The organism is Microbacterium sp. NPDC055455, assembly GCF_053619935.1.
In genome coordinates this window covers 1,300,222-1,314,608 of sequence record NZ_JBSHLB010000001.1, presented here as the reverse complement: position 1 = coordinate 1,314,608, position 14,387 = coordinate 1,300,222, and the positions used below count along the sequence as shown (strand labels likewise).

Annotated in this window: 11 protein-coding genes; 3 read left to right on the top strand and 8 right to left on the bottom strand. The window is 64.6% G+C overall.

Annotated features, from left to right (window positions below; all coding sequences use genetic code 11):
• Position 1 precedes the first annotated feature (1 nt).
• From ACWGUG_RS05800 to ACWGUG_RS05780, 5 genes are read right to left on the bottom strand one after another with little or no spacing between them, the layout of a single operon-like run.
• The gene (locus ACWGUG_RS05800; protein WP_452324091.1) at positions 2-4,087 is read right to left on the bottom strand and encodes a CBM96 family carbohydrate-binding protein; all 4,086 of its coding nucleotides are present in this window, start codon (positions 4,085-4,087) and stop codon (positions 2-4) included.
• A gap of 47 nt (positions 4,088-4,134) precedes the next feature.
• Positions 4,135-5,010, bottom strand: a complete 876-nt coding sequence (locus ACWGUG_RS05795; RefSeq protein WP_452324090.1) for a hypothetical protein — start codon at positions 5,008-5,010, stop codon at positions 4,135-4,137.
• Positions 5,003-5,947 (bottom strand): hypothetical protein, encoded by a 945-nt coding sequence (locus tag ACWGUG_RS05790; RefSeq protein ID WP_452324089.1) that lies wholly within the window; start codon positions 5,945-5,947, stop codon positions 5,003-5,005. Before ACWGUG_RS05790 ends, ACWGUG_RS05795 begins: the two co-directional genes overlap by 8 nt.
• A gap of 10 nt (positions 5,948-5,957) precedes the next feature.
• A complete protein-coding gene (locus ACWGUG_RS05785; protein WP_452324088.1) occupies positions 5,958-7,034 on the bottom strand; it encodes a glycosyltransferase family 4 protein in 1,077 nt (358 codons plus the stop codon).
• Positions 7,021-8,145 carry a glycosyltransferase gene (locus ACWGUG_RS05780; protein ID WP_452324087.1) on the bottom strand — a complete coding sequence of 375 codons (1,125 nt, stop codon included), beginning with the start codon at positions 8,143-8,145 and terminating at the stop codon, positions 7,021-7,023. Before ACWGUG_RS05780 ends, ACWGUG_RS05785 begins: the two co-directional genes overlap by 14 nt.
• Positions 8,146-8,612: 467 nt before the next feature.
• On the opposite strand from ACWGUG_RS05780, the gene ACWGUG_RS05775 reads away from it, so the two are divergent.
• Complete coding sequence (locus ACWGUG_RS05775; RefSeq protein ID WP_452324086.1) at positions 8,613-9,923, top strand: UDP-glucose dehydrogenase family protein; 1,311 nt, start codon at positions 8,613-8,615, stop codon at positions 9,921-9,923.
• A 65-nt stretch (positions 9,924-9,988) separates the two neighbouring features.
• Here ACWGUG_RS05775 and ACWGUG_RS05770 read toward each other — a convergent pair whose 3' ends face one another.
• A complete protein-coding gene (locus ACWGUG_RS05770) occupies positions 9,989-10,144 on the bottom strand; it encodes a hypothetical protein (RefSeq protein ID WP_336398111.1) in 156 nt (51 codons plus the stop codon).
• 244 nt (positions 10,145-10,388) lie between these two features.
• Between ACWGUG_RS05770 and ACWGUG_RS05765 the strand changes: the two genes are divergently transcribed.
• Positions 10,389-11,240 carry a helix-turn-helix domain-containing protein gene (locus ACWGUG_RS05765; protein ID WP_452324085.1) on the top strand — a complete coding sequence of 284 codons (852 nt, stop codon included), beginning with the start codon at positions 10,389-10,391 and terminating at the stop codon, positions 11,238-11,240.
• 133 nt (positions 11,241-11,373) lie between these two features.
• Positions 11,374-11,556, top strand: a complete 183-nt coding sequence (locus ACWGUG_RS05760) for a hypothetical protein (protein WP_452324084.1) — start codon at positions 11,374-11,376, stop codon at positions 11,554-11,556.
• A gap of 15 nt (positions 11,557-11,571) precedes the next feature.
• Here the strand turns inward: ACWGUG_RS05760 and ACWGUG_RS05755 are convergent, their stop codons facing one another.
• Complete coding sequence (locus tag ACWGUG_RS05755; RefSeq protein ID WP_452324083.1) at positions 11,572-12,054, bottom strand: hypothetical protein; 483 nt, start codon at positions 12,052-12,054, stop codon at positions 11,572-11,574.
• 269 nt (positions 12,055-12,323) lie between these two features.
• Complete coding sequence (locus ACWGUG_RS05750; protein ID WP_452324082.1) at positions 12,324-14,270, bottom strand: DUF4012 domain-containing protein; 1,947 nt, start codon at positions 14,268-14,270, stop codon at positions 12,324-12,326.
• Between the last annotated feature and the right edge of the window lie 117 nt (positions 14,271-14,387).

Here is a 14,387-nt window from a genome sequence, read left to right as displayed (position 1 = left end):
GCTACCCCGTGAAGGTGATAGTGAGTGTGGGCGGGTTACTCGATCGGCTGCTGTCAACAACGCTCAAGAGACCAATGCCGTCGAAAGGGGCGTCCTGTGTGATCGCTATGGACGCGACCCCGCCGGCGCGTGAGCGCATGTACTCGGTGAGGTCAATCTCTCCACGGAAGATGCTGCTTGAAACTGACATACTGCCTAGCGTTGTTTCGAGCGCGGGCCGGGTGTTGAACGTTAGTGTGGCCGCGTCCCATGATGCGCTGACTGCGCGAGCATTCAGGGTCTCAGTGCGGTCGCTGGGGCTTTCCAGCATCGCTGTCATGGATAGCACAGCGGATTCGATCTGCTCTGCGTCGATCGAAGCAAGATCGAACGACAGGTACGCGTAGCGGTCGTATTGCGGGTAGGCATCTACATGCCTCACGTACATCTGAACCGAACGACGGAAATTGGTATCCGCTGTTGACCCCCCCTGAACATGCACATCAGCGGACGGCGTCAACACGACCTCACCGGCATCAGGTGTCTGACATGCTGACGGCGTGGACACTCGGGAACCCTGTGTCAGGCGAGCGAACACATCGCTTCCCGTCGGGACTCCACCACTGACCGTGTAAGCGGCCATGCCGGATGCGTCAAAAGTAACTTCGGTCTCTCCGATCAGGCTTCCGGATTCGGCAACCGGAAGACACTGGCCAGTCGGTGCAGCGAATGCTTGAACAATCGCGGTTGAGCCGGCGGAGCCAGAAGCCCCACCCATAACAAAACCGTCCTGACTACCGCTATCAGTGCGCGCGACGCTGATCGATGGGGTGGCCAGCACGGGTGCGCCCGGATCGCGGAGCGTGATGGTCAACGTGGGAGAGTTGCTGGTGCGACTAGTGTCGATAACGCTCAGCTGTCCTACCCCGCCTGCCGGAGCATCTTGGGTGATGCCGAACGAAGCGACTCCTCCGGCGCGCAACTTCATATAGTCCGTCAGATCCATGCTGACGCGAGCGGCGATCGGAGAGATCTGCATGGATCCAACCGTCCCTCCCATGGCTGGGCGGTTGTTGAAGGTCAACACGGACGGGTCCCATACCGAACTGACCGCGCGCGCATTCAGCGTTTCGACCCGCCCTCCCTGATCCTCGACTTTTGCAGTGGCTGAAAGTACCGCAGACTCGATCTCCGCAGCGGCTATCCCACTTAGGTCGAACGACACATAGGCATACCGATCGAATTGGGGATAGGCGTCAATATGCCTGACATACATCTTGAGGGATCGAGCGAAGTTCGTGTCTCCTGGGGCACCACCTTGCACATGAGCATCTGCGGAAGGCTTTAGCACAACCTCTGAGGTGTTGATGACGGTCACGCTGGTGTACTCGCGCAGAAGCCACCCGGACGCCGACACCTCTGACACGATTACTGCTCGCCCTGCACTGACGGCTTCGACCCTGTCGGCAGATACCCGTGCTACGGCGGTGTTCGACGACGAGTGACTGACAGCGCCGACCGCGGCTGGGGCATCATTGACTTTCGTGGAAACTGGATGAGAATCCCCGACATGAAGTTCCGGTATAGCCGGGACGTTAAGCTCCGGCTTGGCTGTTACAGGGGACTCGGCGAAGTACGGGTCGTTGTCTCCGTAAGCACGGACCTCGTTGATGACCACTTTGCGACTTTGCCCGTCTGGGTTGACGCCTATCCGGACATAGCGAGCGTTTCGAGGTCCCGTATTGAACGACGCCCATTGAAATGCTCGCGTCGAGGTGGCAGTGCCCTCGAACACCACCTGCCAGGATGCCCCATCTGAGGAGACCTGGATGTTGTATGGCACGCCGCTCGCTCCACCAACCCCCCAATTGACCTCGACGTGGTTGACGCGTCTCACGACGCCAAGGTCGAGATGGACCCGGTGGAAGCCCGAGGCTGTCCACCGTGAGTAGAGGTCGCCGTCGACGACGTTTGCGGCGTTCGTCGAGATCGTCGCCGATACTCCGGCAACAGTCATCGCGGCGCGAACGAAGCTAATGGTGTACGTCTGCGGTATAGCCCCCGACCGCGTCACGGTCACAGTTGCCGAGCCAGGCAATCCCGTAGCCTGTTTCACGGTGACCGCGGAGCCGGTCGGCGCGGTGGCGGACACTGTTCGGACAACGTCCTGCGTTCCCGTTCCCCAGGTGTATCGGAGAGTATCGGCCCTGAAGTCTGGAACAGGGATGCCGCCCACTTTGAGGCTCGTCAGTGCTGCGCTCTCGCGTGTCGACGTCCACGCCGACAGGGCGACCACCCCTGCCCGCGACGCTGGCGCTTGGCCGGGCACGAGGGGTGTCACCTGCAAGGTGACGGTTGTTGAGCGGGTGTCTTCTATTCGGACAGCAAGCTTATTGAATGCGGCGTTCCCATCTTGCGCGAGCGACTGAGGAGAAGTTGGCGACGGAGTCGCGGTTGTTCCGGTCAGGACTGCACCAACGGGCGATACCAGCCGCACGAGCGCTTGACGTCCATCCAGAGATAGAACAGCGCTTTTTCGATCCTCGGCCAGCGCGATGTCGGCCTGCGTGTGGAAATACGACCAGAATGAGGTCGGGGTCCCCGCCTGGACCTCGTCTTGAACGAGCAATTGCTGCCTACCATCGAATAGCTTCACCCCGCGCTTCCACGAAACCCCAGCGGGCGCGGCGTCGCTGAGGTCCGCGACTGCCGCTGCAACGTCGGGGCGCAATGCAGTGAAGGACGCCGAACTGGCGCGAGCGGAGGAAGCGAGGTGGCCGTCGAACGCAAGGCTGTTCTGACCCTCCGGCGCTTTGCGATAGTACCCCCACCTTTGCCCCCCCGTGGTGTCGAAGTACCCAGGCAGAGAGTACGAGTCGGCGCCGAGCTCGTAGAACCAGCGGACTCCAAGCGCGTCATACACAAACGTGCCTGCATCGAGGTCTGTGTGGCCGTTCGCGAGTCGGCTACTCGCCTTGAACGCGAGGAACGAAGCACGCGAATCATCCCATGCCGAACGCGCCGCAAAGATTCCGGTATCGGGGAAGGAATGGTCCAAGGGCACGTCAGGTGCGTCGAGATCGGCTGATTGCAGGTACCAGATGAGCGACCGCGCTGAAACGTTGTCGGCGGATGAGCGACCGTAACCCACCACGGCTTGCCGCAGGGCCATCGGATCACCAGTCAGTGACGCAAGACCGAGAAGCGGCTCTGTGAAGGATTCGGTGCTCCATGCGTCACCGTACGCAAATGACCGCCCGCTCGGTCCGAGCAGATGCGTCGGAGCTTGAAATGTCTGGCGGATCCCGGGAACGTCGAGGAGGCCCCAGTCCGTTGCCGCGGCAGTCCTGAGGCCTGCAATCAGCGTGACTAGGTAAGTCGTCGAGTAGTTCCAGTAGGTCAGTCCCTCGAAGTAGGAGCCATCGGGCGAGTAGGCGCGAAGTCCCGATCTGATGCTCTGACGTGCGGAGCCGAGCACGCGTCCCGACAGGGTCGGCTCGAAGTCCCTCACGGCCAGCGCAGCGAGCGATACGCCAGCGTTCACGACGACGTTCCAGTTGCCCTCGGCGTTGACCCATTGGCTCGAGGCAGGGTTGGAGTATTGCTCCGCCGCGGGCTCGAGTGCCTTGAGGACGATTGCGCTGCTAATAGTCGTCTGCTGCTGGCTCGATAGGTAGTTGCGAAGCCAGTCCAGCCCTATTGCTGTCGCATGCGCCATCTCCCCGAGAGAGAGGTCGTCCTTCGGGTTCCACTTCGGGAACGCCGCAGCAGCTTCGAGCTCTTGAGCGAGTCGGGCAGCGTAGCGCTGATCACCAGTGATTCGCCACATGAACCCGAGGTCGTACGTGCGCCGCAGGATCTCGCGCGAACCCTCGAGAAGGTCCTGCGAGTTGTAGGCGACCGGCTCCTTCCCGAGGAGAAGCTCAGCCCTATCCCGAATCTGGGATCGCCAATCGACGATGAGTCCTTCCTGGGAGGTGGCGATCGCGGAAAAGTCTGCCGACCTGATAATCAATGTCGTGTCGTCTGCCGCGGCAAATGCGGGACGCGTTCCACCGACGGACGCGGTCAAAACAAGGAGCGCGGAAACAGCGGTCGCTACGAGCATTCGTGCGCCTCGAACCCTGGAGAACACCTCAAGCCCTGCCAATCGAATTAGGAAGCAGTCCGGCGATCCCCAGAGGCGTCGGCGTTTCTCAAGAGTGCCAGGTCATCGGCGGAATAGGTAGCCGTCGCTTGGATATCGTTGCCGCTCTTGACAACATTGGATTCCCACAGTCCACTTTCGCCAGCAGCGCGAACCGGGATGATCTCGAGACGAGTTGGCGCGGCCACCTGCCGCGCGACTGCACCGGCGCGAATCGTCGTCGCATGTAACCAGATGTCGTCCGCGCGCGGAGCGCAATCAACGAACGCGTCGCCGGCGTCGCGCAACGCACGCTGCACGGCAGACGGGTAGAGCACGCCACCGATGCCGGTCGGAAACACCCTTGGCGAGGCAGTCCCGAGGGGAGCGCGCGACCACCGCGCATATGGCGCGACTCCCGAGTCCGTGAGTCGGATCCACCGAGCACGTAGAGTGATTACATCATCGGGCGCGTCAATGTGGGCTTGTTCGAGCGTCTCCAGCCAGTGCTTGGAGTAGTAGACGTCATCGTCCGCCGTCACAAGGGGTGCGGAAAGCTCGTTCGATGTCACATACGGGAAGTACTTCTTGTGGGGGCCGAGGTCGCGGGTGGCGAGTATCTCGAGGCCACGACGTTGAAGACGAACGAGTTGCTTTGGGGGATGAGCGAGGATCTGCCCGTCGTCAAGCCAGAGCAGCAACCGCCGAGGTCGCGTCCGCCCCCGGCCGATGCTCTCGATGGTTAGATAGACGCGGAGCGACCGTGTGCCGTAGCTCGTGAGGCTGACGACAGATTCACCATCGGCTGCGACCACGCGACGGCGAGAAAACCGGTTCCGCAACTCCATCGCGATTTCCTCGAGGATGGATACGGCCCGCCGCAGGAGCTCGTCGCGTCTAGTCACTGTGGACTCCCTGTCGCTGCGCCCACGACTTCCAGTCAGAAACCGCCCGAATGTACCAGGCGGCCGCGGCGTTGGCAGCGGCCGCGAGTCCTTCCTCGGAGACGGCAAACTCAACGCACGGCACCCAGTCATCCGCGGCAAGCAATTGCGAGGCAACGCCGAGCAATGTGTCCATGCTCGTGCCCGTGGGACCGACGACGGGAGTTCCGACTTCAAGACAACGGATCGCGATGCCGCTCTGAAAAAACCGTCGATAGGGCACGAGAACTGCGTCACTGCTTGTGAGCAGCTCGGCAAGCTCGCTCTCGGGGACGAACTCGTCTCGCACCGACCAGCCGTCAATCTTCGGCCACCTTCGCCCCACGACCTCGCGACGTACGTTCGACATACGGCTACCGAGGTCCCGCAGCACGTCAAGGTCACGGTCGGGCTTGAACTGGCCGAGTACACGCACCAGTCTCTCGGCGCCGGCCTCCCGATGCTTCTCGATCGGCCGGAGCATGGGGTGAGCAACGAGTTGCGCCGATCCGCGAAGTCGCCGGTTTTCGACGGCCTGCTGAGCCTGGATGGAGTGCACAATGATGGGTTGAGCGCTGACCAGCGCCCCGACGGCTTGTGCCAGTCTTCCATATCCATAAGCGGCAACCAGTGGACGCGGATCGTGGACGACTATCGAGCCCCTCCGGCCCGCGAACACGCGAAGAATCAACAGATCGATGTATCCCAGTAACGGCCATGTGACGAGGATCGGTCGCCTTAGTCGTCTCGCGAACCGCAGGGCACGAATGTAAGCTCGCAGCCACTGGAGCGAAGAGCCGTTCGTCTGAGACGGTTCGTCGATGGCGACCACCTCAACCTCGATGGCAGACTCTTCTAAGTCGTGCACCAGCTCTCTTGTGTAATGAGCAAGTGCGCCACCGAGAGTGTTGACTACCACGACGCGACTCTCAGGGCGCATTGGACGCTCCGGTAAGCCACAAGTCGGCGACCACCCGCGCGTCACGATCGGGCAGCTGTGAAACGACCTCATGACGCGAGATCGGAGAGTTGAGTGCTCCGAGGATTGCAGCTGGGAGCGCGTCTACGACGGCTTGCATCGGGACGACGTAGTGGCCCCGCGAGGCGAGCCAATCAGCGAGCCCTGTTTCGTCGGTCGTGACGACCGTAAGTCCGTTGAGGAGTGCCTCGTGAATCGGTAGCCCGATCTGTTCGCGCCACCGTCCGTCGCGTACTGACGGCAGGACGAGAACCTGAGCGTCGGCGACAATCCGCATGACCGACTCGTGCGCCTGTGCGCCCAGAAACTCACGCGTATCAGGAGACTCCGCAGCCCAACGCGAGATCAGGTCACTGTCTGGACCGGAACCTACGATGCGCAACCTCGCGTCGGGATTGGCCTTCTCAACTTCCGGCCACGCCTGGACGATCACGCCTGTTCCCTTCCGGGACTCCATTCGTGCGACCATCACGACTGTGCCCGGCGCTCCGTCTGCGGCGCTCAGCGGGCCTCGGGCTGGCAGATTCGGTATCGTCGTACTGGTAATTTGGCGGACTCCGGGAAGTCGCTCATAGTTTCGGCGTGCGCCATCGCTCGCATAGGCGATTCTCGCGTAAGCAAACCGAATATAGGAGCCTAGAACCCACCCGAATGCGGCCACAGCCCAACGCGGCAGGGATCGGCCCCCCGTCATCAGTGATGCAAGACTATTGTTCTCCATCGCGAAGCTGAGAACCGGCCGGCGACGGATAGTCCCGAGCTTCCATGCAAGTATGACAATGCCGTGCTTCGGAAGCAGCCTCACCCAGAGCGGCTCCCACATCACGAGTTGCGTGTAACGGCCACTGAGCGCGAGTCGCAACGCGCGTCTAAACGCGACCTGCTGAAAAGTGTCGGGGATCTCGCCGACTAGGTCGTACTTGCGTTCGAAGTAGAATGTGTCCGATGGCGAAAGGTCGTCTCGGTTCGCAATGTGGTAGTTCCTGAGCTCGGGGATGAGACGGAGCGTCCGATTAGACGTACTCACGGACCGCCTTCGAGTGCTCAATCACAGAGAGCAACGCTTCCTCATATCGGGCACAAACCGATTCCCACGTGTATTCCGCTTGAGCTCTCTGCAACGAGTTACGGCGAGACTCATTGCGCAGAGTTTGATCAGTTAGCATCCTTCGGACACCCATAGCAATGCTGTGCGGATCCGGCGGCACAAAGTGGCCACCCTGACCGAGAACTTCCCGGTTGTACACGGTATCGCGAGCGACCACGGGAGCACCGGCTGCCATTGCCTGCACCAGTGCCGGGTTCGTGCCGCCCACGCTATGTCCGTGGAAGTACGCACCAGCGTGTTGCCAGAGGGCGTGCAGCCGCGCATCGTCGCTCACGTGACCGAGCCAAGCGATGTTCTCGTTCGAAGCGACGAGTTCACGTACTCGCGTCTCGATCTCGCCGCCATAACCACTGGAGCCCACGATCACGACGCGGTGAGAGGTAGCGATCTCAGTCGTCGCTTCGATGAACTCGGGGATCGTGTTTTCAGGCACAAACCGGGCCACGACGAGCGCGTAGTCGCCGCTTGTGTATCCGGGCTCGACGGGGAGCGGCGGTACTGGGTCCCCACCATAGGGAATGTACCAACCATCCCGGGAGAATTGTTCGTTCCAGAATCTGCCGATCTCTAGGGCGTCGAAGACGAGAGCGTCGCCCCACTTTGCAGTTAGCGTTGCGCCATGCTTGAACATGGCCTTCGCCAAACGCCCCCATTTAGCGCGGTGCCACTCGATACCGTCGACATTCACGACGGTCGGGATGCTGGCGCGCTTTAGAGAAGGGAGAAAATAGCCATTGGCGACGTTCATGACGAGCGCCACGTCCGGGCGAGCTCGAATCGCGTGGCGCGACGCCGTGTACCCAAAGCTGAGAGTGCTCGCGGACTTTCGTTCCAGACCAGAGGTGTAGACCACCTTGACACGCGGGTCCCGCAAGGGATCATCCTCTCGGACCGCGCCTTCGCGAGAATAAACAGTGACGTCCCAACCCTGTTCGGCGAGGAACGGGGCGAGCTTGCGAACCGCTGTCTCGAAGCCTCCGTAGTAGCTGGGATAGCCTCGCGTTCCCAGTATGGCCACTGATCTGGTCATGATGAACCGCCTCCCGAATCGCCGTATGTCCGCGCACCGACAGCATTGGGATGCACGCCAACCATACGATGCAACGGCGTCAAGAAAGCGACCTGGCAGAGCCGCAGAGCGACCATTCGGTTTATGTTTACGACGCACGACACGATTGATCCACCTCACGACAAACTGGGATCGCTCGCAGTCGGCCACGTTCGCTGACTGCTAGTTGTGCTCAGGCAGACTGTGCTGCCGGTCGCGCAGAGTGGGGCGTTGATCAGGCAACTAGTCCAGGACGGAGGTCAGGCCGGCGAGGCCTGGCGAGCGATCGAGTGGCACTGCGGACCCGAGATCCGCGCTCGAACCCGGCGCGCGATAGTCCCCGCCGATCTTCCTACCGGGCCTGCCCTACACACTCTGATAGGAAAGTCTTGCCTCTTCGCCGCCAACGGTCCGCCGGCGTGGCAGTCCCCTACACATGAGGAGCTTCCATGCGTCTGTCTGTGATCGGCTGCGGCTACCTGGGTGCCGTGCACGCCGCGGCGATGGCGTCGATCGGCCACGAGGTGGTCGGCATCGACGTCGACGCGCGCAAGATCGACTCGCTCTCGCGCGGTGAGGCGCCATTCTTCGAGCCCGGACTGCAGGAGATCCTCGCTGCGGGCATCGAGTCGGGCAAGCTCACGTTCACCACCGACATGTCCGCGGCCGAGGGGGCCAAGGTCCACTTCATCGGCGTGGGAACGCCGCAGCAGGCCGGCGGCTACGCGGCCGACCTGACGTACGTCAACGCCGCCGTCGATGGGCTGCTCCCCTACCTGACCGAGGGTGATGTCGTCGCCGGAAAGTCGACGGTTCCCGTCGGGACCGCGGCGGGGCTGGCCCCCCGGATCGAGGAGACCGGCGCGACGCTGGTCTGGAACCCCGAGTTCCTGCGCGAGGGGTGGGCCGTTCAGGACACCATCGACCCCGACCGCCTTGTGGCGGGTGTCCCCGAGGGACAACTCGGCCAGCGGGCGGCGGACATCCTGCGCGAGGTCTACCACCCGTCCATTGCGAAGAACACGCCGTTCATCGTCACCGATCGAGCCACCGCCGAGTTGGTCAAGGTCGCCGCGAACGCCTTCCTCGCCACCAAGATCTCGTTCATCAACGCCATGGCTGAGATCGCCGAGGTCACGGGCGCCGATGTCACGCAGCTCGCCGACGCGATCGGACACGACGCGCGCATCGGCCGTCGCTTCCTCGGAGCCGGCATCGGATTCGGCGGCGGATGCCTCCCCAAGGACATCCGTGCGTTCTCGGCGCGCGCCGAAGAGCTCGGGAAGGGCGAGTCGATCGCCTTCCTGCGCGAGGTCGACGCCATCAACCTCCGGCGCCGCGATCGCGCGGTGGAGCTCGTAGTGGAAGCCTTCGGCGGCTCGGTCTTCAAGAAGAACGTCACTGTGCTGGGTGCGGCGTTCAAGCCGCACAGCGATGACATCCGCGACTCGCCGGCACTCGACGTCGCCGTGCGGCTGCACGGCCTCGGCGCCTGGGTCACGATCACCGATCCGGCGGCGATCGAGAACGCGCGTCGCATCCACCCGCAGCTCAACTACGTGGAGGACCGCGACGAAGCGCTGCGAGGCGCCGACGCGGTGATCGTGGTGACGGAATGGGACGAGTACCGGCGGCAGCTCTCGCCCGAGCACGCGAGCACCCTCGCAACCGGGCGCATCATCCTGGACGGCCGGAACTGTCTCGATGCCGCAGCGTGGCGCGACGCGGGGTGGGACTACCGCGGCATGGGGCGTCCCTGACGGCTGAAGCCTGCGCAGGGCGCGCGCCGGCGAGCATGATCGCTCACGTCGCGCGCGCCTGCTGCTCACGCCAGGTTGAGGACCGCGGCGACGACGATCCCCGCCACGATCAGCAGGGCGATGATCAGCATCCACCCAGGAGCGCCCCCGAACTCCCGCAGCAGGAACGGCTCCCGCGCGTCCTCGTAGCGACGCTGGCGCGCACGTGTTCGTCGACCCATCGCAGACTCCTCCTCTCGGACGAAGCTCCCCCGCCGCCACAGTAGGCAGGAGATGTTTCCGGGACGCGTCCTCACCTCGCCGGCAGGCATCCGGTCGTCCTGTCGATGCAGGTAGGCGCATAACGCTCCTCGACACCCTGGTGGGTCGCGTAATGGAGCCCCCGGAAGTCGTCCATTAGACTCCCCTGAGGCTGCTCGCGACGAAGCTGCGGTCGACCACATCAATTTGACGTGATCGGACACCATGCCAAACGGAGCACTTCGACGCGCACTCACCGCGCATCTCGGCCCGGAGGCCACAGGCCACGGCCTCATCGGCGTGCAGGAATACCGCACAGCCGTCGTCAGCGCCCACCGCGTGCGCACCCCCACGTGGCGCTGGAGCGCGCAGCCTGCCGACCGCCCGCTGACCGCCGTCGTCTTCGCATCGGAAGGCGGCCTCGCGCTCGGCGAAACGTCTCCGACGCGCCGCGCGGGCGTGCTGCTGCACAACACCCACACAGCGCTGCTGCGCTGGACGGCCGACGCCCTCGCGACCGTCGTCTGGCTCGACACCGACTCCGTCATCGACACGAGTGTGCCGCCGGCGCCTCAGCCCGTGGAACTCTCGCGCACCGCCCTTGCAACGGGACTGCACGGGTTCGCCGAGTCCATCGCGCAGCGGCCCGAAGTCCAGACCCGCGTCTCGGACTACGTCGTCGAGCGGCTGCTCGTCGAGATGGCCTACGGCGTCCTGCTCGAACATCGGGAGACGGATGCCGCGGGCTTCCACGCCGTCCGCCCGATGCACCGCGCACGCATGCTCATGCTGCTGAACCGGGCCGACCCCGAGTACGGACTGCAGGAACTCTCACGAGACCTGCACCTGTCCACGCGCCATCTGCAGCGGCTGTTCGCCAAGGAGGGGACGTCTCCTGCCGCCGAGCTGCGCAATGTCCGCGCCGAACTGGCCCTCTCCCTGCTGCGCGACCCGCGGTACGACGCCCTGACCACGTCGCAGATCGCCACGCACGCCGGCTTCACCAACGCAGCGGCGATGCGACGGGGCCTGCACGCCATCGGCGCCCCGACTCCGCAGGCCGCCCGCGCGCGCTGAGACGACCGCCGGTCACCGAGGCGTCAATCCGCGACACGTCCCCGCTGTCGCGCGCCAGCGCGTCCATCTCCCTCGCCGCCGATCGGCAGAGTCGTGACGAGGTCCCGAATCCGACGGACCCAGAGGAGCAGAGATGGTCGACAGTGAGGCGTCGCCGACCACCGGACCACTCGTCGCAGGCCGGCGGAGCGTCATGAAGACCGCCGCGTGGTCGCTGCCGGTGATCGCCATGGCGACCTTCAGCGTTTCCGGGGCGGACGCTCCCAACCCCGGGTCAACCCGCGGTGGCACCTCTTCCGACGCGGCGAACACCTGAGGCGCCCCGGCCCGCTCAGAGAGGCAGGACCGGCCGCTCGCCGATCGATGCCGAGGGCCCGCGCTCGACGGGGATGAGAGCCCCGTCGATGCCCACCCCCAGCGCGGCGATCGCGGCGACGACGACACCCTGCTGCAGGGCAGCGGGCTCGTGCGCCAGCCGGTATGAGGCACCCGCACGCAGGGGCAATACGACCGCCCCGGAACGGGCGGCCGAGACGTCGCCGGCGGCGCGCTCATGGGCCTCGATGTCGCCGAGCCAGAGACACGCGTACGCGGCGTCGTCCGCCGCCGCGACACGCAGCACCGCCGCCGCAGATCGGGACGACGTCAGCACGAGCAGTCGCGCACGGGCCGAGGCTTCATCCGCTCCGCGTGCGCGCGCCATCAGTGTGATGAGGACCGAATGGTCCGAGTCCGAGACGTTGCGCACGGTGAACCCGCCGGCATCCGACTCCAACTCGATGCCGACAGCGGCGACAGGTTCGAGCGCAGGCACGCCGAGCCGCTGCGCGCGGTCTGATCCGGCGTTGTCACTTGGCGTCTCCCACAGACGCAGGCGTCGTTCCGACACGTTCTTCCCAGCGATGCCCCAAGCATCTTCTCGGCCTCAGGCCTACGGCATCCCACATGCCGCGACCGTCGGGTGTGGCCATCGATCGATGCGATCCTAGCCCCGGCGAGTCCGCCCGACGTGGACGGATCTGTGAAATCGAGCGGAAGTCCCGGAATGCGCCACCGACGCACCGTTTCGCGCCGGATGCCTGCTCAGCCAGCGGCGGGCGGGAAGAGCGCGTTGCAGCTCGAGTCGATGGTCACCGGGGTGGCGTTGGCGGTCGGTGTGTAACGCAGGTTCAGCGGACCGAGCTCGCCCTGCGGCAGCGCGACCGTGTACGACACGGTCACCGTCTCGTTCTTCGGCACGAACACGGTCTTGCTAAGCGCCGTGTTGCCCTTCTCGACACCGCTGCGCTCCCACCGTGCCACCTGACCGACCGCAGGGTCGGTGGAGGTGATCTGCGCGCCGGGCGGTGCGAAGAACAGCACGTCGAGCATCATGGTCGTCCGCGGCAGCCCGTAGTTGTCGTTGCGCCACCCGAGCGTGTACTCGCTCTTGATGTCGTCGGTGATGCCGTTGTGCAGCGTCATCGTGGTGGTGATGGTGCGGGCGGCGGGGTCGCACGAGGCGTTGACCGTCGACGACAGGTGGTATTCGAGCTTGCCGACCGACGAGTCGTTGAGGTACATGCCGACCTGGGTCTGGGTCGTGTTGTCGGGCTTCAGCGCGCCGTCGAGGCCGAACTCGTCGGCCAGCGCCTGCGCGGCAGGGTCCGTGAACGAGAGGTAGACCCGCTGCTCCTCGGCCGACTGTTCCAGCGCGTCGAGCATCTTGAGCGGATCCCACGACGCCGCGGTGAGGTGGTCGAACACGCGCTTGGCCGTGTCGGTGAAGAACGCGTCGGATGTCGCCCCGTCGGGGTAGATCTCGTACGAGTCGCTCAGCAGCACCTTGACGGCGTTCTCGGCATTGAGCTGCTCGCCCGTGTTCAGGGTCACGGGGCCGGCGACGGCCAGCATGTGCGAGAGCACCACCGGGTCGATGGAGATCACACCGTCGAAGGACTGCCCGGTGGTGTCGGCGAAGATCGCCTGGAACAGCTGAGCCGTGGTCGGGAAGTCCGGGGTGAAGTTGTAGTCCTGGTTGTGGCGGGTGAGCGTCGGCAGGTAGAGGCCGGTCGTCTCGGCGGGAAGCGAGATGTACTCGTTGCCCTGGGTGCCCGCCTCGTAGAAGGTCGCCGAGGTCGCCTGGTCGGCGTACCCGAGCTTGCCGTCGGTCATCGTGACGATCATGGTCGAGGCCGGGTTGCCGCCGGTCGCGCGGATCTCGGCGTTGTTCTGGAAGACCAGGAGGTAGGTCTTCGTGCCGCCCGATCCCGCGATGTTCAGCAGCGTCGGGAGGTACTTCTCCGCCACCGCGAGCGCGGGGGCGGCATCGCCGATGACATCGAGGATGTCGGCGATCGGCTCGCCCACCTCGGGCAGCAGCGACGCCCGGTCGATGGGAGCCACGAGTGCCTGCGCGTCGGCGAAGGCGGAGGCGATCTCGGGGATCGAGCCCTGCACCTGCCGGAACGGCTCGAGGTTGATGCCGCCGCCCTCGACGGTGAGCTTGTCGAGGTCGGCGGTCGACATGAACTGCATGCCCGGCGGCAGCGCCCGCAGCACCAGCACGTCCACCGCGCGAGTCACCCGCTGCACCGCGTCGACGTTCTGCCCCACGAACGGCACACGCGCGGCGATGTCCCACAGCGGGCCGTCCACCGTCTCGGCAGCCAGTTTCACATTCGCCGTGATGTCGGCGGCGGTCGCCTCCAGCTTCGTCGGGTCCTCCGACCCCAGCTGGGAGTTGAGGGCGGTGATCCCGGTCTTCGCCCGCTCCAGCGCGGACCGCGCGACCTTCGCCTCGGAGATGAACTGCATGGCCAGCACGCCCGCGATCACGCCTGCGACGAGCAGAACGAGGATGATCGAGAGCACCACCCACAGCCAGACACGACGCTTGCGTGGCCGTCCGACCGGTGCCGGATCGGGCTCGTAGAGGTCGGCCATATCGTCGGATGCCGCCGCCGGGGCCGTGTCGGCCTGCACGGTCGCCTGACGCGCGTGACGACGCAGAGAGTTCTCCTCGCCCATCGGCGCATCTTGGGGTTGCACGGTGCCATGCTAACCGTCCGAGGTTGTGAGAACACCGCGACTTCACTCGGCGCGGGCCGCACCCCGCCGTCGGCGCTTGTCCCCCGAAAAGGGGACACCGCCTCGTCAAGAGCCGAC

What these genes read in the sequence shown, in the direction of transcription:
- ACWGUG_RS05800 (WP_452324091.1), bottom strand. Translation starts at nt 4,087, where the DNA reads ATGCTCGTAGCGACCGCTGTTTCCGCGCTCCTTGTTTTGACCGCGTCC.
- ACWGUG_RS05770 (WP_336398111.1), bottom strand. Translation starts at nt 10,144, where the DNA reads ATGGGTCGACGAACACGTGCGCGCCAGCGTCGCTACGAGGACGCGCGG.
- ACWGUG_RS05780 (WP_452324087.1), bottom strand. Translation starts at nt 8,145, where the DNA reads ATGACCAGATCAGTGGCCATACTGGGAACGCGAGGCTATCCCAGCTAC.
- ACWGUG_RS05760 (WP_452324084.1), top strand. Translation starts at nt 11,374, where the DNA reads ATGGTCGACAGTGAGGCGTCGCCGACCACCGGACCACTCGTCGCAGGC.
- ACWGUG_RS05775 (WP_452324086.1), top strand. Translation starts at nt 8,613, where the DNA reads ATGCGTCTGTCTGTGATCGGCTGCGGCTACCTGGGTGCCGTGCACGCC.
- ACWGUG_RS05765 (WP_452324085.1), top strand. Translation starts at nt 10,389, where the DNA reads ATGCCAAACGGAGCACTTCGACGCGCACTCACCGCGCATCTCGGCCCG.